The following is a 19753-nucleotide window of genomic DNA, read 5'->3' as shown; positions in this document are numbered from 1 at the left end:
GTCGCGGAGCGCTCCGCGACGGACCCCTTCCTGCACTACCTCGACGGACGGGAGCTGTACGGCGCGGCGGACGCGGCTGCGCTGCCGCTGCCCGATGGCCTCCACCCCGACGGGGAGACGCACCGGCTGATGGGGGAGCGCTTCGCGTCACTCGCGTTCGGCATGGGCCCTTCGTTCAGGCCTGAGGGGTTGCGCGGGTGGAGATCCCTCGACGAGATGGCGGACCTGCTCGACCTGTCGGGCACGGCACGGGCTCCGGGGGTGACCCGTGACGCGTGAGCTCTGGGACCGTGAGGCCCTCACCTTCGACGACGAGGCGGACCACGGCCTTGCCGACCCCGCCACGCGCGCGGCCTGGCGCGACCTGCTGCTCGGCGTCCTGCCCGCCGCCCCTGCGCGGATCGCCGACCTCGGCTGCGGCACGGGGACGCTCACCCGGCTGCTCGTCGACGAGGGCTACGACGTGGACGGCGTCGACTTCTCCCCGGAGATGATCCGGAGGGCGCGGGCCAAAGGTCCCGGAGGCGAGGCTCGTCGTCGGCGACGCGGCCGCGCCGGCCCTCGAGCCCGCGTCGTACGACGTGGTGCTGAGCCGGCACGTCCTCTGGGCGTTGCCCTCCCCGGCTGACGCGCTCGCCCGCTGGGTCGAGCTCCTGCGGCCGGGCGGGAGCCTGGTGCTGGTCGAGGGCCGCTGGGGCACCGGCGCCGGACTCGGCGCCGCCGAGACGGAGCGTCTGGTCCGCGGCCTGCGTGCGGAGGCGACGGTGCGCCACCTGCCGGAGCCGGTCCTGTGGGGCAAGCCGATAGAGGACGAGCGCTACCTCCTGGTGAGCAAGACCTGACCCCCACATCGGCGGGCTGGGGTTTGCTGTTGTGGCAAAGGTTGTTGTCACCGCTCTGCTGGGGTTGCAGGCTGGTGGTCACGACACACCCAGGTCGTACGACGAGAGGCGGCACCGCATGAGTGGACACACCAACCCCACCGAAGAGGACGCAGCGGCGATGTTCGAGCCGGAAGGCTGGGAGGAGCGCTACTCCGGCGAGGAGAAGGTCTGGAGCGGCGATCCCAACCCCCAGCTCGTCACCGAGGCCTCTCGCCTGACTCCTGGGACGGCGCTCGACGTCGGCTGCGGCGAGGGCGGCGACGTCATCTGGCTGGCGCAGCAGGGCTGGCAGGTGACGGGGGCCGACTTCTCCGCCACGGGACTCGAGCGGGCGAAGCGGCACGCCGAGGAGGCCGGCGTCGCCGACCGGACCGACTGGTGGCAGGTCGATGCGCGGGAGTTCGCCGCGGGCGGACGCAGCTTCGACCTGGTCACCACCCACTTCCTGCACCCGCCGGACGGCGGCATGGTCGAGGTCACCCGCCGGCTGGCGGAGGCCGTGGCTCCCGGCGGGCACCTGCTCGTCGTCGGCCACGAGCCCTCGGAGCACCACCACCAGCTGACCGAGAGTCACCGCCGGGCGATGTTCCTGGCCGAGGATCTGCTCCCGGCCCTGCCCGCCGACTTCGAGGCCATCGTCGTGGAGCAGCGTCCCCGCAGCGTGGTCCGCGACGGCGTGCAGATCCACATCGGCGACTCCACGCTCCTCGCGCGCCGTACTCCCTGATCCGCGACGGCGATGACAAAGTGGCCGGCGCGATGTCGACATCGCGGGGGGCGGCTCCGACGTACGCGGTGACGGTCGGGGACGACCTGCCGCAGCCGCCGAGGAGGCACCGATGAAGTACGTCCTGCTGATCCACTCCAACCCCCAGCCGTGGGGTCACCCGACAGGTGACTACGTCGCCGAGCTCCAGGCGCTGCCCGCCGAGGAGCGCCAGCGCCTCGACGACGCCTTCGAGGCCGAGATGACCCGGATGCAGGAGAACGGCGAGCTGATCGGGGGCGAGGCCCTCGGCGACAGCGCCGCCGCTCGCCTCTACCGCTGGGGGGACAGCGGGCCGATGGCGACCGACGGCCCCTACTCGGAGACCAAGGAGCACCTCGCCGGCTTCTTCCTCATCGACGTCGGGAGCCAGGCGCGCGCCGAGGAGATCGCCGCCGCGTTCTCCGGGCCAGGCGAGACGGTCGAGCTGCGCCCCACGATGTGGCCGGGCGGTCACGAGGGGTGAGTACACCCGTACGGCGGGCGCTGAGCGAGCGGTGACCCGTGAGTAACTGGAGATTCGCAGCCAGCGGGTGCGTGCGATCCTCCAGTTACTCACCAGTCGCGGGCGCCGGCACGTCCGCGCTCCACCGGGCCTCGCGCTCGTCGTCCGACTGCTCCCACCACGGCGTCCCGCGCTCGCCCAGGGCGACCTTGGTGGCCTGGACCCCCGCGCGCGAGGCCGCCTCGTCGTCGGTGCCCTTGGTGCGGCGGACCTCGCGGCGCCAGGCCATCAGCGTCCGGGTCAGCTCGTCGCGGCGCTCCTCGGGGATCGCGGGATCCGTCGCGCGCCACCGCCGGCCGTCGATCACGACGTACCGTCCGTCCGGTGTCCGCTCAGGTGACGCGCCCATGTCTCCAGCCTAGGAGTCAGTCGGTCTGGTCCGGCAGGCTCGCCAGCCCCTCGACGACCCGGTCGAGCCCGAACTCCCAGGCCCGCTCCGGGCTGTACGCCGCCTGCATCGCCTCACCGGCGGCCGCCCCGACCCGCTGCGCGAGCGGGAAGTCGTCACCGAGGTACGACGCGAGCCGGGCGCCCCACTCCGGCCAGTGCTCGGCCAGCTCGCCGGCGCGCGGCCCCGGGCGACGCGACCGGGCGCTGGAGCGGACGAAGTCGAGGACGAAGCTGAGCGCCGCGTCGCGGGTGACGTCGTCGAGGCCGAGGGGGTCGAACGCCGCGAGCTCGTGGTCGTACTTCGCGATCGTGCCGGGGCCCAGCGTGGTCCGCTCGTCGGTCACGTCGAGCAGCCAGGGGTGCGCGTCGAGCAGGGCGAGGTTGGCCTCGGCCATCCTCCGCACACGTGACCTCCAGCCGAGCCGGCCCCACGAGGGATGCGCCAGGCCGGCGTGCGCCGAGTCGGCCATCAGCACGAGGAGGTCGTCGCGGCTGTTGACGTGGGTGTAGACCGACATCGTCGAGACTCCGACCTCGCTCGCGAGCCGGCGGATCGTCACCGCGCCCAGCCCGTCGGCGTCGCCGATCTGGATCGCCGCCGCCACGACGCTGCCGGTCGAGACGCGCGCGCGAGGTCCGCGACGACCGCCGGACGGTGCGGCGGGGTGGTCGCGCCAGAGCAGGTCGATCAGTGGCCGCGGCATCGGTCCTCCTTCGCGGGAACTCTTTCATGCGGCATTACGTTGTACGACGTACGGTATTAAACGATCGAAGGAGCCGCCCATGCACATCACCGCCAGCGCCATCTCGCTCAACGTCGCCGACATCGACGCGTCGGCCGCCTTCGCCCGCGACCACCTCGGCTTCGCCCAGGAGATGGCCGCCGACGGGTTCGTCTCGCTCACCCATCCCACGGCCGGCCTGGCGCTGGCGTTCCTGCGCACCGGCCTGGAGTCGTTCCGACCGCCGGAGATCGCGGGGCCGGCGGGCCAGGGGATGCTGCTGGCGTTCGTGGTCGAGGACCTCGACGCGGAGTTCGCCCGGATCGCGGGAGCCGGCGCGCGCGTCGTCACCCCGCCCGAGACCGAGCCGTGGGGCGAGCGCTACTGCCAGTTCGCCGACGCCAACGGGCTCGTCTGGCAGCTCGTGCAGTGGGTCACGCCGGAGTGAGGGGACCTTCCGCCTCTGGTGGGGTGCGCCGCGTCGGCGGAGGGTGGAGGTGTGTCCAGAGCCTCGCGAGGGGTCCTGGTCGGCATCGTCGGCTTCGTCGTCGCGGCTGCACTCGTGACGGTGGCCGTCGCGGCCGCGAGGGCGCCCGTCGCACTGCCGCCTGACTCGCCCGAGGGCGCCGTCCAGGCCTACCTCGAGGCCGTGCTCGACCACGACCACGAGTCCGCTGCCGCGCTGCTCGACCCGGCGATCGGCTGCGGGTTCGTGGACCTGGAGATGGCCTACGTCGACGAGGACGTCCATGTCTCGTTGCGCGATGTCGACACGCGTACGACGACGGCGCGCGTCGACGTCGAGATCACGACGGGCTCCGGCGGGCTGATCCCCAGCGGCTGGAGCGAGGAGCATGCGTTCCGGCTCGTCCTCCGCGACGGTGAGTGGCTGGTCTCGGGCAGCCCCTGGCCGCTCTACGGGTGCGGCGAGGAGGTGCCCCGATGATCGGCGCCGTGCTGCTGCTGCTCGGCCTCCTGATCGTGGGAGCCCTCGTCGTCCAGCGCCTGACACGTCGAGGTGGGAGCTCACGCGAGGCCACCCCCGAGGGACACGCGACGCGGCAGCTGTTCCAGTACGTCCTGCTCTTCGGGCTCGTCGTCGTCACCGCCATCGGGCTCGCCGGGCTCCTCGCCGCCCTCTTCGCGCGCGACTCGACGCTCGCGGTCAGCGAGTCGGCGCTCGCCCGCAGCGTCGCCTTCACCCTCGTGGGCGCGCCGCTGCTCGCCGGCCTCGCGATCTGGTCACGCCAGACGCTGGCGCGGGACCCGGGGGAGGCCCACTCGGGCGCCTGGGCGCTCTACGTCACGGTGGCGAGCCTGGTCTCGCTCGTGGTCGCGGTGTTCGCCGTCCACGACGTCCTCTCCTGGGCACTCGGCCTGCGCCCCTTCGTCCCGCAGGCCGCCGCCGACGCCCTCGTCTGGACCACGACCTGGGCCGTCCACTGGTGGCTCGGCAAGCGGACCGTCGACAGCGGGCTGATGCGGACCCACCTCCTGGGCGGCTCGCTCCTCGGGCTGGCTGCCACCCTCGTCGGCCTGGGCGTCCTGCTCAGCGGGGCGCTGGAGATCTGGCTGGGACTGGACGCCGGGAGGCTCATCGCCGGACGCCACTCACCGGTCGCGGAGGGCGCCGTGACGCTCGGCCTCGGCGCGGCCGTGTGGGGCCTCTACTGGTGGCGCAACGCGCTCGGTGCCGAGCGTGACGGGCAGTGGCACGCCTACGTCCTCCTCGCCGGGTCGGCGGCGGGCCTGGTGGTGTTCCTGGTGGCCGGCAGCATCGCCGCCTTCCGGGTGCTGGTGTGGCTCGTCGGGGAGCCGGGGACCTCCGATGCAGAGCGCTACTTCGACACCATGCCCGCCGCGCTCGCGGCGACCTGCGTCGGCCTGCTCACCCTCGCCTACCACCAGGGTCTCCTCAGCGAGGCCGAGCTCCCGGGCCGCTCCGAGGTCGACCGGGTCCGTGACTACGTCCTCGCCGGCATCGGGCTCGTCGCCGCAGCGGCCGGTACGACGATCCTCGTCGTCGCGCTCGTGGAGGCACTGGTCGAGCCCTCGCTGGTGACGACAGGAGGCCCCGGCAACACCGTCCTCGCGGCGCTCACCCTGCTCGGTGTCGGTGCGCCCTCCTGGTGGGGCTTCTGGCGCCGGGGGCAGCAGGCCGTCGCCGACGAGCCCGAGCACGAGGTCTCCTCGCCGACGCGACGGATCTATCTGGTGGGCCTGCTCGGTGTCGCCGGTCTGGCTGCCGTCGCGGCCCTCCTCGCCGGTGCGTGGCTGCTGATCGAGGGCCTGATGCTCGGCACGGCCGCCGACGTGATCGTCCGCGACATCCGGTTCGCCATCGGGATCCTGGTGACCGCGGGGGCCGTCGCGACCTACCACTGGGTCGTGTACGGCGAGGAGCGCGAGGCCGCCGGGGCCGAGGGCGCGCGCGACAGGGTGAGGCCGGGCCCGCGCTTCGTCCTGCTGCTGGGCGTGGGGGACGCGGGGACCGCCGAGGCGCTGGCGCGTCGTACGGGCGCGGGGGTGTGGGCCTGGACCCGCACGGACGTCGCGCCGCGGCGCTGGCCCGAGGAGGCACTGCTGGTGGCGCTTGAGACGAGCGGCGCCCCCGAGGTCCTGGTGCTGGCCGACGACGAGCGGCTGCGCGTGGTCCCGATCGACCGGCGGCTGCCCGTCCGGCTGCCCCCGGTCGAGCGCGGCCCGGTCGAGCGCGGCCCGGTCGGGTCGGCGCCGGTCGAGTCGGCCCCGGTCGAGCAGGCTCGTGTCGAACCGGCCGCGTCAGGCCTGAGCGAGTAGCGACGACTGGTCGTCCCGCTCGCCGTCCCGGGCTCGTCGTACCATCCGAGCGGTCTCGCGCAGGCCGACCGCTGCCAGGTGCGCGGAGATCTGGTCGGCGGTGAAGCAGTGGCGCTCCAGGCGGATCTCGTGGCCGAACCGGCGGTAGGCCGGTGCGACGTCGCGGGCTCCCTCCCCGGACTGGAAGCCGACCAGCAGGTGGCCTCCGGGACGCAGGACGCGGGCGGCCTCCGCGAAGATCCGGGACAGGCCCGCGGGTGGGGTGTGGATGATCGAATACCAGAGCAGCACGCCGGCGAACTGGTCGTCGGGATAGGGGAGCGCGGCCACCGAGGCCGCGGTGAACGGCACGCCGGGCTGCCCGCGGCGGGCCATCGCCACCATCCCCGGTGACAGGTCGACCCCCTCGGGCCGGCAGCCGCGCGCCGCGACGTACCGGCTCATCCGGCCGGTGCCGCAGCCCGCGTCGAGCACGCGAGGATCGTCGTGCGACGTCACCGCCGCCGCGAAGGCGTCGACCATGGCCAGGTCCAGCGGTGACTCCGCCCGGGTGTCCGGGAAGTAGGCGGCGTAGTCCGCCGCCACGGTGTCGTAGGCGGCGCCGACGCCGTGGGGGTCGAAGAGATCCGAGGACGTCATCTGCCGGATGCTGTCACGTGGCGACACGTGGCCGCACCGCCCTCAGGGAGACTCGGAGCGCAGGACCATCACCTTCTGCGCCTCCGGGTGCACGGTGAACCCGACCTGCTCGTAGAGGCCGTGCGCATCGGCGGTGGAGAGCATCAGTGTCACGCTCCCGAAGGTCCGGCACTCGGCGACGACCGCCTCGGCGAGCGCGCGGCCGATGCCGGATCCCCGGTGCTCCGGGGGCACGTAGACGTCGCACACCCAGCCGTAGGTCGCCCGATCGGTGACCACCCGGGCATAGCCGACCTGGCGGCCGTCGGGTGCATAGGCCCCGAAGTTGAGTGAGCCGCGAGCCGCCGACTCCACGGCCTCCTGCGTGCGCCCGCGCGCCCAGTAGGCGTCGGTGGACAGCCAGTGGTGGACCAGGGCGAGGTCGAGGCGGGCGAGGTCGGTGTCGACCTCGACCTCGTTGAGGCGCTCGATCACCTCAGACCCCGAGCCCAGACATCCACCAGCGGACCCTATCGGCCCACGTAGGCCGCGAGGTGCTCTCCCGTCAGCGTGGCGCGGGAGGCGACGAGGTCGGCGGGCACTCCCTCGAAGACGACGCGTCCACCGTCGTGGCCGGCTCCCGGGCCGAGGTCGATGATCCAGTCCGCGTGCGCCATCACCGCCTGGTGGTGCTCGATCACGATCACCGACTGCCCGGAGTCGACGAGCCGGTCGAGCAGCCCGAGCAGGTGCGCGACGTCGGCGAGGTGGAGACCTGTGGTGGGCTCGTCGAGCACGTAGACGCTGCCCTTGTCGCCCATGTGCGTGGCCAGCTTGAGGCGCTGGCGCTCGCCGCCCGACAGCGTGGTGAGCGGCTGGCCGAGGCTGAGGTAGCCGAGCCCGACGTCGACCAGTCGGTCGAGGACCTTGTGCGCCGCCGGTGTGCGCGCCTCGCCCGCACCGAAGAACGTCTCGGCCTCGGTGACCGACATCGCCAGGACCTCGGCGATGTTCTTGCCGCCGAAGGTGTACTCCAGCACGGCCGCCTGGAAGCGCCGCCCCTCGCACTCCTCGCACGGCGACTCGACCGTCGCCATCACGCCCAGCTCGGTGAAGATCACGCCGGCGCCGTTGCAGGTGGGGCAGGCGCCCTCGGAGTTGGAGCTGAAGAGCGCCGGCTTCACGCCGTTCGCCTTGGCGAAGGCCTTGCGGATCGGCTCGAGCAGACCGGTGTACGTCGCGGGGTTGCTGCGCCGCGAGCCCTTGATGGCCCCCTGGTCGATGACGATCACCTCGTCCCGGTCGGCGACGGAGCCGTGGATCAGCGAGCTCTTGCCGGAGCCGGCGACGCCGGTGACGACGCACAGCACGCCCAGCGGGATGCCGACGTCGACGTCCTTGAGGTTGTGCGTGGAGGCGCCCTTCACCGCGAGCTGCCCGGTCGCGGTACGCAGGGAGTCCTTGAGGGTGGCCCGGTCGTCGAGGTGGCGACCGGTGACGGTGTCGCTCCCGCGCAGCGCCTCGACGCTGCCCTCGAAGCAGATCTCGCCGCCGCCGCTCCCGGCGCCGGGGCCGAGGTCGATCACGTGGTCGGCGATCGCGATCGTCTCCGGCTTGTGCTCGACCACGAGCACCGTGTTGCCCTTGTCGCGCAGCCGCAGCAGCAGCTGGTTCATCCGCTCGATGTCGTGGGGGTGCAGCCCGATCGTGGGCTCGTCGAAGACGTAGGTGACGTCGGTGAGCGACGAGCCGAGGTGGCGGATCATCTTGGTCCGCTGCGCCTCGCCGCCCGACAGCGTGCCGGCCGGACGGTCGAGGGAGAGATAGCCCAGACCGATGTCGGTGAACGAGTCGAGCAGGTGCTGCAGGCCCTTGAGCAGCGGCGCCACCGAGGGCTCGTCGAGGGCGCGCACCCACTCGGCCAGGTCGTCGATCTGCATCTGGCAGAGCTCGGCGATGTTCTTCCCCTCGATCTTCGAGGCCAGCGCCTCCTGGGTCAGCCGGGTGCCCGCGCACTCGGGGCAGGTCTGGAAGGTCACCGCCCGCTCGACGAAGCGCCGGATGTGCGGCTGCATCGCCTCGGGGTCCTTGGACAGCATCGACTTCTGGATCTTGGGGATGATCCCGTCGAAGGTGAGGTTGATGCCGTCGACCTTGATCTTGGTCGGCTCGGCGTAGAGCATCGTCTCGAGCTGCTTCTTGGTGAACTTCTCGATCGGCTTGTCCATCGGCAGGCCGACGCCCTCGAAGAGCCGGCCGTACCACCCGTCCATCGAATAGCCGGGCACAGTCAGGGCACCCTCGGACAGCGACTTCGAGGCGTCGTACAGCGCGGTGAGGTCGATGTCGTTGACCTGCCCCATGCCCTCGCAGCGCGGGCACATGCCGCCGAGATAGACGGCCTCGCGGACCACGCTGCGCTCGGTGTGCGTGCCCTTGTCGGTGGACATCACGCCGCTGGCCCTGCGGGTGGGGACGTTGAAGGAGTACGCCGTGGGCGGGCCGATCTGCGGCGAGGCGAGCCGACTGAACAGGATGCGCAGCATCGCGTGGGCGTCGGTGGCGGTGCCGACCGTGGAGCGGGGGTTGGCGCCCATCCGCTCCTGGTCGACGATGATCGCGGTCGTCAGGCCCTCCAGGCGGTCGACCTCGGGGCGTGCCAGCGATGGCATGAATCCCTGCACGAACGCGCTGTAGGTCTCGTTGATCATCCGCTGCGACTCCGCGGCGATCGTCGCGAAGACCAGGGAGCTCTTCCCGGACCCCGAGACCCCGGTGAAGACCGTCAGTCGACGCTTCGGGATCTCGACGTGGACGTCCTTGAGGTTGTTCTCGCGGGCGCCCTGCACCCGGATCAGGTCGTGCGAGTCGGCGGGATGCTGCGGCGGCTGGGTGCCCGTCGTCGTGGTCATCGGGTGGTGTCTCCCTCGTGGGCCTGGTCGGTGGCGTGGGCCCGGTCGGTTGCGTCGTCGGAGACCGCTGCGGCCTCCCAGGTGAACCCGTCGGGGTCCGTGAACGGGCCGCCCTCGCCGGCGATGGCGATCCGGTGCGATCCGGACCCCTCGACCGGGACGCCGGCGACCTTGGCGAGCGCGCGGCGACCGTTGAGGGCCAGTGTGACCGGGCTCCCCGGCGTCGAGAACTCGACGTACTTGCGGCCGTAGCTCTTCGCCACCGTGAGACCGCGCTCGACGTAGAAGCGCTTGCTGACGGCCACGTCCTCGGCACCGATGAGGAGTACGACGTCGTCGACGCGCCGCGAGGGCGGGGCGGTGTTCTTCTTGGTGGAGGTGGCGACCTGCCAGATCGTGCCGTCCGGGGCGCGGACCACTCCGCCGTACCCCCAGAACGACCGGGCGGCCGGCTTCAGGACCGTGGCGCCGGCACCGATCGCGGTCTCGAGGTGGAGGTCGGCGTCGGCCGGCTGGGCGACTGTGAGCGAGAGCGTGAAGCCGCGGAAGCCGTCGGTCGGGGCATCGCCGGCACGCAGGCGGACCGGAGCGTCGGCCCCGAGGAGCGCGGCGTAGAAGTCCTGGGCGGCGGGGAGGTCGGAGACCTCGAGCGTGAGCGAGTCGATGAGGGACATGACGGGCCTACTTCACCTGGTTGATGCGCAGGAGGTTGCCGGACGGGTCGCGCACGGCGCAGTCGCGGATGCCGTAGGGCTGGTCGATCGGCTCCTGGACGATCTCGACGACGTCGCTGGCCTGCAGCTTCGCGAACGTCGCGTCGAGGTCGGGGGTGGCCAGGGTCAGCATGGCGTAGGTGCCCTTGGCCATCATCTCGCTGATCACCCGGCGCTCCTCGTCGGTGACGCCGGGATCGGCGACCGGCGGGTGCAGGACCAGGTTGGTGTCGGGTTGGCCGGCCGGGCCGACGGTGAGCCAGCGCAGGCCGTTGTAGCCGACGTCGTTGCGGAGCTCGAAGCCGAGCGCGTCGCGATAGAACGCGAGGGCGGCGTCCGCGTCGTTGTGGGGGAGGAAGGCGGAGTGGATGGTGAGGTTCATGTCGCTCACGCTAGGTGCGGCTGCGGGGTGGGTGCTTCTCGATTCCTGACCGGTCTGGTGACCTGCTTGGCCACGCACGACGGCATCCCCTCGGTCGCCCCTGCCGCCTCACGCCGATAGGTGCTGGGCGGCATGCCGACGAGCTCGCTGAACCGGGTGCTGAACGTGCCCAGCGACGAGCAGCCCACCGCGAAGCACACCTCGGTGACGGAGAGGTCGCCGCGCCGCAGCAGGGCCATCGCGCGCTCGATGCGTCGCGTCATCAGATAGGAGTACGGCGACTCGCCGAACGCGCGGCGGAACTCCCGACTCAGGTGTCCCGCGGACATGTGAGCGCCACGGGCGAGCGCCTCGACGTCCAGGGGCTCGGCGTAGTCCCGGTCGATCCGGTCGCGCACCCGGCGCAGCACCACGAGGTCGCGCAGGCGCTGGGCGTGCGCGTTCTCAGCGGGACTGCCGGTCACCCGTCCGATCGTGCCACTTGCGGCGTACGGCGGCCAGCGGAAATGTCCGGGGTCAGCGGCGGGGTCAGCGGCGGGGGCAGGGACGGGGTTCAGGGACGGGGCGCGTCCGCCGGCCGTCCGGCCTGGTTGGTCTCGCAGTCGTCGTTGGTGCAGACCCGGTCGTCGACCGTGCTGTCGGGATCGCTGGGCCCAGGTTTGGTGTGGGGCCGCAGCTCGACCTCGCTGCCACAGACCGCGCAGGGCTTGTTGTCGAAGTACATAGCGCTCTCTTCGTCGCCGGCCCGCCGGTGCGAGGCTCGGAGGCGCCATCCTCCCCCATCCCCATCGGTGGTCGAGCAGCCTGCGCAGCCGGGTTCGTTGGTCGAGCAGGTTGCGCAGCCCACCTCGGTGGTCGAGCAGGTTGCGTAGCCCCACCTCGGTGGTCGAGCAGGTTGCGCAGCCGGTTCGTTGGTCGAGCAGGTTGCGCAGCAACCGACGTCGAGACCCACCCGCGAAAAAAGTTCTCCACAGTCTGCGCGTCGCCCCGCATCTGGCCCTGGGAATGTCGGCGGCCCCTGATCCAATAGATCCATGACCCAGACAGCCCCCGACACCGCCGCCGCGGTGCTCGAGGCTGCCCGGGCACGCCGCTCGACCGCCGACCGGGCCGAGGTCGAGCAGCTCCAGCTCGCCGTGGACTGGGCCGCGATGCACTCGGTCGACTCCCTCACCGATGCCGCGCTGGCCCACGACGGGTACGGCGACCGGGGCCTGCCCATCGCCGGGGAGGGTGCCCCGTTGGTGGCGGAGTTCGCGATCACCGAGTTCGCCCTCGCGGTGGGCATGTCCACCGACGCCGGTGGCCGCTACGTCGGCCAGGCCGTCGAGCTGCGCTACCGGTTGCCCAAGGTCTGGGCGCGGGTGTGTGCCGGTGACTTGGTGGCGTGGAAGGCGCGCCGCATCGTCGACGCCACGATGAGCCTGGTACCCGCTGGTGCGGCGTTCGTGGACCGTCACGTCGCCCCGGTCGCGCACAAGATCGGCATCGCCGCGCTGGACCGGCTGATCGAGGAGGCCCGGGTCCGGTTCCAGCCCGAGGACGCCGAGCAGCGCCGCCGCAACGCGGCCGATGGCCGGTGCTTCGATGTGGACACCGACCAGGTCTCCTACGACGGCACCATGGCTATCCGCGGCGAGCTCGACATCGCCGATGCGATGGACCTCGACGCCGCCGTCACCGCCGGAGCCGAGGCCCAACGCGCACTCGGCTCGGAGGAGCCCCTCGGCGCCCGCCGGGCCAAGGCCGCCGGCGACCTCGCCCGCCGCCAGCTCGCCTTCGACCTCAACAACACCGGTCATGACCCCGGCACCACCGACGATGTCGCCGCACCGGCTCAGCGCGGTGGATCCGACTCACCCCCTGCTCCCGTCAACCGCGCTCCCCGGCTCGTCGTCCGCGTCAGGTGGTGCTCTACGTCCACCTCTCCCACGACGCCCTAGTCGCTCGGGGCCTCGATGACGACGGCGTCCGCCTCGCCCGGGTGGAGAACACCCGCTCCTTCGTGTCCGTCGATCAGGTTCGCGACTGGTGCGCCAGCCCTGATGCCCAGGTCACCGTGAAACCGGTGATCGATCTGGAGGACCACGTCCACGTCGGCGCCTACGAGGTCCCCGACCGGCTCGTCGAACGCGTGGCGCTGATCAACCACTCGTGTGTGTTCCCGTGGTGCACCCGACCAGCCCGCAAGCTCAGACCTGATGGGCATCGGGCGGACTGTGACCACGTTCGAGAACACGCGGCCGGCGGAAGCACTTGTTCGTGCAATCTGGCTCCGTTGTGTCGGCGGCATCATCGTCACAAGACGCATTCGCCGTGGTCCTACACGGTGATCGATCCGGGGACGTTCCTGTGGACGAGTCCTCAGGGGTATCAGTACCTGCGTGACCACACCGGCACGCTCGACGTGACCCGCGACCGGGCCCGCGCCGTACCACCACCCGACGAATAGCTGCACCGCCCCGGACCCCGCCGTAGGCAGCATCCGGCGGGGGCTTCGGTGTGTCTGCGGGTGGGGTCTCGACGTCGGTTGCTGCGCAACCTGCTCGACCAACGACCGGGCTGCGCAACCTGCTCGACCAGCGATCGGGCTGCGCAACCTGCTCGACCAGCGATCGGGCTGCGCAACCTGCTCGACCAGCGATCGGGCTGCGCAACCTGCTCGACCAACGAACGGGCTCGTCTGCGAGGAACCTCTCAGGAGATGTCGATTCATGCTTCCGCCGTTCGACTACGGGGTGAGAGGGTCCGAAGGAGGGCCCGCGAGCCAGGAGAAGACCATGAAGTACATGCTGATCATGCGCGCCACCGACGAGTCCATGGCTGCGTTCGAGAACGTCGATTTCGATCAGATCCTCGACACCATGGGGCGCTTCAACGACGAGATGATCGCCGCAGGCGTGCTGGTGGCGGCAGAGGGTCTCGACGATGCTGCGACGGGGGTGGTCGTCGACTACTCCAGCCAGCCGCCCGTGGTGACCGACGGGCCGTACGGCGAGACCAAGGAGCTGTTCAACGGCTTCTGGATCCTCGACGTCGCCTCGCAGCAGGAGGCGGTCGAGTGGGCCAAGCGGGCGCCGCTGGCCGGGCCCGGGATGAAGACCGAGATCCGGCGCGTCCCCAGCATCGACGAGTTTCCGCAGGACAACGTGTGGATCCAGAAGGAGCGGGCGTGGCGCGAGGCCACGGGCCAGCTGTAGGTCCTGCACGGACAGGACGGGAGGCCGTCGAGGCGGTGTGGCGCATCGAGTCCGCCCGCATCGTCGGCACCCTGACCCGCTTCACCGGGGACTTCGCGTTGGCGGAGGATCTCGCCCAGGAGGCCCTGGCCGAGGCCCTCGTCGCCTGGCCGCGCGACGGGGTGCCGGCGAACCCCACCGGCTGGTTGCTCACCGCCAGCCGTCGCCGCGCCATCGACGCCTTCCGCCGACGGGCCGCGCTCGACGAGCGCTACGCGGCCCTGGCGCACGAGCGGATCGACGACATCGTCGGCGCGGACCACGACGTGCTGTGGGATGCCGACCAGATCGACGACGACGTCCTCGCCCTGATGTTCATCGCCTGCCACCCGGTGCTCTCCCGCGAGGCCCAGGTCGCGCTGACCCTGCGGGTCCTCGGGGGCCTCACCAGCGACGAGATCGCGTGTGCCTTCCTGGTGCCGACGGCCACGGCGCAGGCACGCATCACGCGGGCGAAGAAGACGCTGGCGGCCGCGAAGGTGGAGTTTGCGGTGCCCTCGCCCGAGGAGCGCCGAGAGCGCCTGGCTTCGGTGCTGAGCGTTCTCTACCTGCTGTTCACGGAGGGGTCCTCGGCGACGTCAGGGGCAGAGTGGATGCGCCACGACCTGGCGCGCGAGGGCATCCGGCTTGCCCGCATCCTGTCGCGGCTGGTCCCGGACGCGGCCGAGACGCACGGCCTGCTCGCGCTGATGGAGCTCACCGCGGCACGCTTCCCTGCCCGGGTGGACGCCGACGGTGAGCCGGTGCTGCTCGAGGACCAGGACCGGCGTCGCTGGGACCGCAGCGCCATCCGCCGCGGTCGGGCCGCGCTGGCACAGGCGGGCCGAACGGGGCGCGGCCTGGGGGCGTACGGCGTGCAGGCGGCGATCGCCGAGTGCCACGCCGTGGCGCCGTCGGTCGCGGAGACGGACTGGGCGCGGATCGTGCTGCTCTACGAGGTGCTCGGCCGGCTGGCCCCCTCCTCGGTGGTCGAGCTCAACCGGGCGGTGGCGCTCTCGATGGCGCAGGGGCCGGCAGCGGCTCTCCCGATCCTCGACGAGCTCGCGGCGTCGGGCAGCCTGCCGGGCTCCTACCTGCTGCCGAGTGTGCGGGCCGAGCTGCTGGGACGGCTCGGCCGGACCGACGAGGCGCGCGCCGAGCTGCACGTCGCCGTACGGCTGTGTGGCAACGAGCGGGAGCGCGGCGTGTTGCGGCGCAGGCTGGCGGGGCTGGGGTGAGGCTCAGCCGCAGCAGGCGGGGCGGAACGTCGGGAAGGCGTCCTCGGCGTGGTAGATGAGGGTGCCCTCGTCGACCATCTCCCAGAGGGTGGCGAGCACGTGGGCCCGCTCGAAGTGAAGGTCCGCGAGGTCGGTGAGGATCTCGATCTGAGACCACGAACCTGCGTGGATGGCACCGAGGACCGCGTCGGTCAGACTGGCCTGGGTGGACTGCGTTGCGAGCGACATGCTGACTCCATGTTGGCGATGACGTGCTCTTACTCCCCCATTCTCGGGCGCCACGAGGGGGATCCTGGTGGGCCGAAAGTCCCCAATGCCAAGGATTGGTCCCTAATCGGAACTCAACGGCGCCGAGCGCGCCCGACGGCATAGAGCACCAGCCCCGCGCCGAGCACCAGGACCCCGAGCAGAGCCGTCCGCACTGCGAACGTCGCGGGCTGGCTCGCGTCGAGCGCCACGTAGACCCGCAGGTCTCCGACGACGTAGTAGACGAGGTAGGCCGCGGGTGGCAGCAGCCAGCTGAGCGGGTGCCACCAGCGGACGTGCACCTGGTTGCGCCCGACCAGCAGGAAGTCCGCGACCACCAGCGCCGGGGTGACCAGGTGCTCGAAGACCGAGTAGGGGTCGCTGAGGTCGCCGCCGGTCATCACCAGATAGGCGAGCGAGACGAGCACCATCGACGTCGCCAGCGCGCCCCGCAGCCAGGGGGAGCGGGGCTCGTGACGGTCCCGCGCCACGAACGGCACCGCCGCCAGGGCGAGGTACGACGCGGCGACCGCGAGGCTGGCGAGTTGGCTCAGCGCCGTCCACCACACGTCGTACTGCACAGCGGCGAGCCAGACCCCGGTGAGCGCCGAGGTGACCACCGCCAGACGCCACGCCGTCACTCGCCACAGGACCGGCCGACCCAGACGAACCTGGGCGCGTTCCACCGGCGCGAGGGGCAGCGGGGCTGTTCGCGTCGAGGGGGCCAGGAGAGTGGCGGACACCGACAGCACTCTGTCACGTCACCTGCTGTTCAGCCGCTGTTCATCTGTGTGACGACGAGAAGGAGGCAGTGGGACCTCCGCCTCTGGACAGCCCGAGCCGGTCGGCACCACGATCGGGAGAGCTTCGCCCGACGACGAAAGGCACCCGATGAGCCACGAGCACGGCAAGGACGTCCTGACCGCCCTCTCCCCGCTGAGTCGGGAGCTGCGGCGTGCGATCCCGGACGTCTACAAGGGCTTCGGGGAGCTGCACCGCGCGGCGTTCGCCCCGGGTGCACTGGACACCAAGACCAAGGAGCTCATCGCGCTGAGCATCGGCGTCGTCGACCAGTGCGACGGGTGCATCGCCTCGCACGCCCAGGCCGCGGCCCGTGCGGGAGCGACCCGGCAGGAGGCCGCCGAGGCGATCGGCGTGACCTACCTGATGGCCGGTGGACCGGCCACGATCTACGGCCCGCGCGCCTATGCGGCCTTCTGCGAGTTCGAGGACGCGAAGAGCGAACCGCCGGCCTGAGCGCCAGCACCCGACGGCCACGGTCAGGTTGCGATCTGACCACTTTTCCCGGGTTCCGCCCCGCGGCGCCCAACTCGTCCGGTCGCACCCCTCCCCAAACGACAATTCGTGATGCAGACTGCTGCATCTGCACGACTCGGAGGCAATACGACCCGGAACAATGCCGGATCAACTCCGGCGTGTTCTCGGGCGCATCGGCCTTCTTTGCGCTCTCTTTCCGCCGTCCCAGCCCGGTCTTCCGGGCCGAAAGGGGGAAGAGATGGCCCACCGTCGCAGCGGTGCATCTCGTTTCCGTCTGGCCGTGGCAACCCCTGCCCTGGCCCTCGTCGCGACCGGTCTCGCCTCGACCGGGGTGAGCGTCAGCGCCGCCCCGGCCGACGACGCCACCACGACGAACACCTCCGACGCCCCCGTGTCGGAGAGCTACATCAACTACGTCGCCCCGCAGGTCGAGAAGGCCTTCGGCTCCGACACCCGGGTCCGCAAGGGCCCGAAGGCCGCCGACCGACGCGAAGAGGTCATCGCCGAGGCGATGAAGTTCGACGCCAAGCACTCCCAGGGCAACCCGGTCGCCGCGCGCGAGCTGGCCAAGCTGGAGGCCAAGTCGATCCGCACGGGCAAGTCGCCCAAGTGGTACAAGTCGCGCTACAAGCAGGCCAAGGAGACGCAGACCGCCAAGCTCCTGACGATCCTGGTCGAGTTCAACGACAACGCCGACGACGACTTCTCCGACGTGATGGTCCCGACCGAGTTCGGCGCGACCGAGTGCCAGCCCGGCTCGGTCCAGAACGGCCCCCTGCACAACAACATCCCCAACCCCGCCGAGGGTGCCCACGAGGACAACAACTCGATGTGGGTGGAGGACTTCTCCTCCGAGCACTTCAACAAGATGCTCTACACCAAGCGCGGCATCACCGAGCGGATCCGCCCCGACCTGCGCGGCCCCGACGGGCGTCGCGGCGTCGACATCTCCGGCTACACCATGAAGAACATGTACGAGGAGATGTCGCAGGGCGCCTACACCGTCGACGGTGAGGCCACCCCGTGGGTCACGGTCGACCACTCCGAGGGCTGGTACGGCGCGTCGGTCTGCCACAAGAACGACGAGGGCGTCTGGGAGGCCGGCGCGGTCCAGGACATGCAGGGCCACCCCGACAACAAGCTCGGCGCGGGCCAGCTCCCGATCGACGCCGTGGCCGCGCTGGCCAAGGCCGAGCCCGACTTCCCGTGGGCCGACTACGACGTCGAGGACCAGGGCGACCGCGACGGCGACGGCAACTACTACGAGCCCGACGGCGTCATCGACCACGTCGTGCTCGTGCACGCCGGTGCCGACAAGTCCGGCGGCGGCGGCGCCGAGGGCACCTACGCCCTGTGGGCGCACTCCTCCGCGGTGGCGGGCGGCGCCAGCGTGCCCGGCACCGACCTCAGGCTGTCCAACTACATCGTCCAGCCCGAGGACTCCGGCGTGGGCGTCTTCGCCCACGAGTACGGCCACGACCTCGGCCTGCCCGACCTCTACGACACCGGCAGCGGCGGCGACTCCGACGTCGACTTCTGGGACCTGATGTCTTCCGGCTCGCACGCCGGCCCGATCTTCCAGTCGATGCCGACGCACATGGGCCTGTGGGACAAGTACGTCCTCGGCTGGGTCGACCCCGTCGAGATCAACCCCGGTGACCGTCCCCGCACCGTGAAGGTGGGCCAGAACTCCCGCCCGCTCAAGGGCAGCGAGGACGGCGTCAAGATCAACCTGCCCGACAAGGTCCGCACGCTCGCCGAGCCGCACAGCGGCGAGAACATGTGGTGGGGCAACAACGACCAGAGCTGGGCCAAGAACACCATCACCCGCTCCGTCGAGGTCCCGGCCGCGACCGACGCGAAGTTCTGGATGTGGAACAACTACGTCATCGAGGAGGACTGGGACTTCGGCTTCGTCGAGGTCTCGACCGACGGTGGCAGCACCTGGACCCAGCTGAAGGTGTACGACGAGTCGGGCGCCGAGGTCACCACCCCGGACGACTACGCCGACCCCAACGGCAACCTCGCCACGATGGGTGAGCGCAAGTACGGGCTCACCGGCTCCAGCGACGGCTGGCGTCACGACTACGTCGACCTCTCGTCGTACGCCGGCAGCACGGTGCAGCTGCGCCTGTTGCAGGCCACCGACGCGGCGTTCACCGAGCGCGGCTGGTTCGCCGACGACTTCTCGCTGGTCGCCGACGGGGAGACCGTCTGGTCCGACGACGTGGAGAACGGCGCCAACGGCTGGACCGCGGCCACCGGCACCTTCGTCGACGGGGAGGCGCCCGGCGCGGGCTGGGTCATCGACACCGGCACCAGCGCTCAGGCGCAGTACTACCTCGTCGAGTGGCGCAACTTCGACGGCTTCGACGAGGGCCTGAAGTACGCCTACGACACGACCTACCAGGCCGAGGACGGCTCCTGGAAGGTCGAGAAGATCAAGTACAACGCTCCCGGTGCGCTGGTCTGGTACCGCGACACGTCGTACGGCGACGCCAACCACGTGCTCAACAACCTGACGTCGCTCCCGAGCGAGGGCAGCAAGGGCGGCCTGCTGATCGTCGACAGCCACTACGACCCGCTGCGCCGCACCGGCGCCGCGGCCGCGCTGGACCCGACGACGCTGAAGAACCTGCCGTCGCGGGCGCAGTCCTCCAACGCGGCGTTCGGTCTGCAGCGGACCTACCCGTTCCGCGAGTGCCTGACGAACGCCGACCTGACCGTCGAGGAGTGCACGTCGTTCAGCGCGCTCGACGCGGTCCGCTCCTTCACCGACGACCTGGGCTGGTACCCGGGCCTGGAGGTGAAGGCCGACGGCCGGATGTTCTACCGCGACGCCGACGCCTCGGTGGTCGTCCCCTCGTTCGGCAACGCGCCGTACTCGACCCGGGTCGTGGACGAGAACGGCAACCCGCTGCCGGACTACTACGGCGAGGACATCGGCCTGGTGACCCCGCTCGGCTCGGGCAACCCGGCCGATGACGGGGTCTCGTACGGCACCCGCGTCACCGTGAAGAAGGCGATGCGCGGCAACGAGGCGGCACTGATCAGCATCGTCGCTCCGAAGGGCTGACCCTGG

22 protein-coding genes and 2 pseudogenes are annotated in these 19753 nt (G+C 71.3%); 13 read left to right on the top strand and 11 right to left on the bottom strand.

Annotated features, from left to right (window positions below):
* The 4 genes and pseudogenes from ACYU7L_RS04545 to ACYU7L_RS04530 form a co-directional block, all read left to right on the top strand.
* Window positions 1-279: pseudogene (locus ACYU7L_RS04545) on the top strand (hypothetical protein); the annotation flags it as partial.
* Window positions 269-842: pseudogene (locus tag ACYU7L_RS04540) on the top strand (class I SAM-dependent methyltransferase). The pseudogenes ACYU7L_RS04545 and ACYU7L_RS04540, both read left to right, overlap by 11 nt.
* Before the next feature lie 118 nt (window positions 843-960).
* On the top strand, window positions 961-1611 hold the full coding sequence (locus tag ACYU7L_RS04535) for a class I SAM-dependent methyltransferase (RefSeq protein WP_460794076.1): 651 nt from the start codon (window positions 961-963) through the stop codon (window positions 1609-1611).
* A gap of 112 nt (window positions 1612-1723) precedes the next feature.
* The gene (locus ACYU7L_RS04530) at window positions 1724-2116 is read left to right on the top strand and encodes a YciI family protein (protein WP_460794075.1); all 393 of its coding nucleotides are present in this window, start codon (window positions 1724-1726) and stop codon (window positions 2114-2116) included.
* A gap of 85 nt (window positions 2117-2201) precedes the next feature.
* Here the strand turns inward: ACYU7L_RS04530 and ACYU7L_RS04525 are convergent, their stop codons facing one another.
* Window positions 2202-2504: a hypothetical protein gene (locus tag ACYU7L_RS04525; protein WP_460794074.1), complete on the bottom strand. Its 303-nt coding sequence runs from the start codon at window positions 2502-2504 to the stop codon at window positions 2202-2204.
* A gap of 16 nt (window positions 2505-2520) precedes the next feature.
* Entirely contained in the window at window positions 2521-3249 is a 729-nt protein-coding gene (locus tag ACYU7L_RS04520) for a TetR/AcrR family transcriptional regulator (protein WP_460794073.1), read from the bottom strand.
* A gap of 79 nt (window positions 3250-3328) precedes the next feature.
* Here ACYU7L_RS04520 and ACYU7L_RS04515 point away from each other — a divergent pair, with 79 nt between their 5' ends.
* Genes ACYU7L_RS04515 through ACYU7L_RS04505 form a run of 3 tightly spaced genes read left to right on the top strand, consistent with a single transcriptional unit; the run spans window position 3329 to window position 6066 of the window.
* On the top strand, window positions 3329-3715 hold the full coding sequence (locus ACYU7L_RS04515; RefSeq protein ID WP_460794072.1) for a VOC family protein: 387 nt from the start codon (window positions 3329-3331) through the stop codon (window positions 3713-3715).
* 51 nt (window positions 3716-3766) lie between these two features.
* Window positions 3767-4213, top strand: a complete 447-nt coding sequence (locus ACYU7L_RS04510; protein WP_460794071.1) for a hypothetical protein — start codon at window positions 3767-3769, stop codon at window positions 4211-4213.
* Window positions 4210-6066, top strand: coding sequence for a DUF5671 domain-containing protein (locus tag ACYU7L_RS04505; RefSeq protein ID WP_460794070.1), 1857 nt, complete (start codon window positions 4210-4212; stop codon window positions 6064-6066). The genes ACYU7L_RS04510 and ACYU7L_RS04505 overlap by 4 nt, the downstream gene beginning before the upstream one ends.
* Here the strand turns inward: ACYU7L_RS04505 and ACYU7L_RS04500 are convergent.
* The 7 genes from ACYU7L_RS04500 to ACYU7L_RS04470 all read right to left on the bottom strand — a co-directional run bounded on the left by ACYU7L_RS04500 (window position 6049) and on the right by ACYU7L_RS04470 (window position 11415).
* On the bottom strand, window positions 6049-6705 hold the full coding sequence (locus tag ACYU7L_RS04500) for a class I SAM-dependent methyltransferase (RefSeq protein WP_460794069.1): 657 nt from the start codon (window positions 6703-6705) through the stop codon (window positions 6049-6051). The genes ACYU7L_RS04505 and ACYU7L_RS04500 overlap by 18 nt on opposite strands.
* A 42-nt stretch (window positions 6706-6747) precedes the next feature.
* Complete coding sequence (locus ACYU7L_RS04495; protein ID WP_460794068.1) at window positions 6748-7179, bottom strand: GNAT family N-acetyltransferase; 432 nt, start codon at window positions 7177-7179, stop codon at window positions 6748-6750.
* Between the two features lie 35 nt (window positions 7180-7214).
* Window positions 7215-9596 (bottom strand): ATP-binding cassette domain-containing protein, encoded by a 2382-nt coding sequence (locus ACYU7L_RS04490; protein WP_460794066.1) that lies wholly within the window; start codon window positions 9594-9596, stop codon window positions 7215-7217.
* Window positions 9593-10270, bottom strand: a complete 678-nt coding sequence (locus ACYU7L_RS04485) for a glyoxalase (protein WP_460794065.1) — start codon at window positions 10268-10270, stop codon at window positions 9593-9595. The genes ACYU7L_RS04490 and ACYU7L_RS04485 overlap by 4 nt, the downstream gene beginning before the upstream one ends.
* 7 nt (window positions 10271-10277) lie before the next feature.
* On the bottom strand, window positions 10278-10691 hold the full coding sequence (locus tag ACYU7L_RS04480; protein WP_460794063.1) for a VOC family protein: 414 nt from the start codon (window positions 10689-10691) through the stop codon (window positions 10278-10280).
* A 5-nt stretch (window positions 10692-10696) separates the two neighbouring features.
* A complete protein-coding gene (locus ACYU7L_RS04475; RefSeq protein ID WP_460794062.1) occupies window positions 10697-11155 on the bottom strand; it encodes a helix-turn-helix transcriptional regulator in 459 nt (152 codons plus the stop codon).
* 89 nt (window positions 11156-11244) lie between these two features.
* Window positions 11245-11415, bottom strand: a complete 171-nt coding sequence (locus ACYU7L_RS04470; protein ID WP_460794061.1) for a hypothetical protein — start codon at window positions 11413-11415, stop codon at window positions 11245-11247.
* A gap of 310 nt (window positions 11416-11725) precedes the next feature.
* On the opposite strand from ACYU7L_RS04470, the gene ACYU7L_RS04465 reads away from it, so the two are divergent.
* The 4 genes from ACYU7L_RS04465 to ACYU7L_RS04450 all read left to right on the top strand — a co-directional run bounded on the left by ACYU7L_RS04465 (window position 11726) and on the right by ACYU7L_RS04450 (window position 15147).
* A complete protein-coding gene (locus tag ACYU7L_RS04465) occupies window positions 11726-12634 on the top strand; it encodes a 13E12 repeat family protein (protein ID WP_460794060.1) in 909 nt (302 codons plus the stop codon).
* Window positions 12598-13143: an HNH endonuclease gene (locus ACYU7L_RS04460; protein ID WP_460794059.1), complete on the top strand. Its 546-nt coding sequence runs from the start codon at window positions 12598-12600 to the stop codon at window positions 13141-13143. Before ACYU7L_RS04465 ends, ACYU7L_RS04460 begins: the two co-directional genes overlap by 37 nt.
* Before the next feature lie 328 nt (window positions 13144-13471).
* The gene (locus ACYU7L_RS04455) at window positions 13472-13891 is read left to right on the top strand and encodes a YciI family protein (RefSeq protein WP_460794058.1); all 420 of its coding nucleotides are present in this window, start codon (window positions 13472-13474) and stop codon (window positions 13889-13891) included.
* Window positions 13864-15147, top strand: coding sequence for an RNA polymerase sigma factor (locus ACYU7L_RS04450; RefSeq protein ID WP_460794057.1), 1284 nt, complete (start codon window positions 13864-13866; stop codon window positions 15145-15147). Before ACYU7L_RS04455 ends, ACYU7L_RS04450 begins: the two co-directional genes overlap by 28 nt.
* Window positions 15148-15150: 3 nt before the next feature.
* On the opposite strand, the gene ACYU7L_RS04445 is transcribed toward ACYU7L_RS04450, so the two are convergent.
* On the bottom strand, window positions 15151-15375 hold the full coding sequence (locus ACYU7L_RS04445) for a hypothetical protein (protein WP_460794056.1): 225 nt from the start codon (window positions 15373-15375) through the stop codon (window positions 15151-15153).
* Between the two features lie 113 nt (window positions 15376-15488).
* Window positions 15489-16136 (bottom strand): hypothetical protein, encoded by a 648-nt coding sequence (locus tag ACYU7L_RS04440; RefSeq protein ID WP_460794055.1) that lies wholly within the window; start codon window positions 16134-16136, stop codon window positions 15489-15491.
* A gap of 148 nt (window positions 16137-16284) precedes the next feature.
* Between ACYU7L_RS04440 and ACYU7L_RS04435 the strand changes: the two genes are divergently transcribed.
* Both ACYU7L_RS04435 and ACYU7L_RS04430 read left to right on the top strand, forming a co-directional pair.
* Entirely contained in the window at window positions 16285-16650 is a 366-nt protein-coding gene (locus ACYU7L_RS04435; protein WP_460794054.1) for a carboxymuconolactone decarboxylase family protein, read from the top strand.
* 301 nt (window positions 16651-16951) lie between these two features.
* Window positions 16952-19747: an immune inhibitor A domain-containing protein gene (locus tag ACYU7L_RS04430; protein ID WP_460794053.1), complete on the top strand. Its 2796-nt coding sequence runs from the start codon at window positions 16952-16954 to the stop codon at window positions 19745-19747.
* Window positions 19748-19753 lie beyond the last annotated feature (6 nt).

The organism is Nocardioides pacificus (assembly GCF_054775955.1).
The sequence above is the reverse complement of the archived record's forward strand: the minus strand, read 5'-3'. Positions and strand labels throughout refer to the sequence as shown.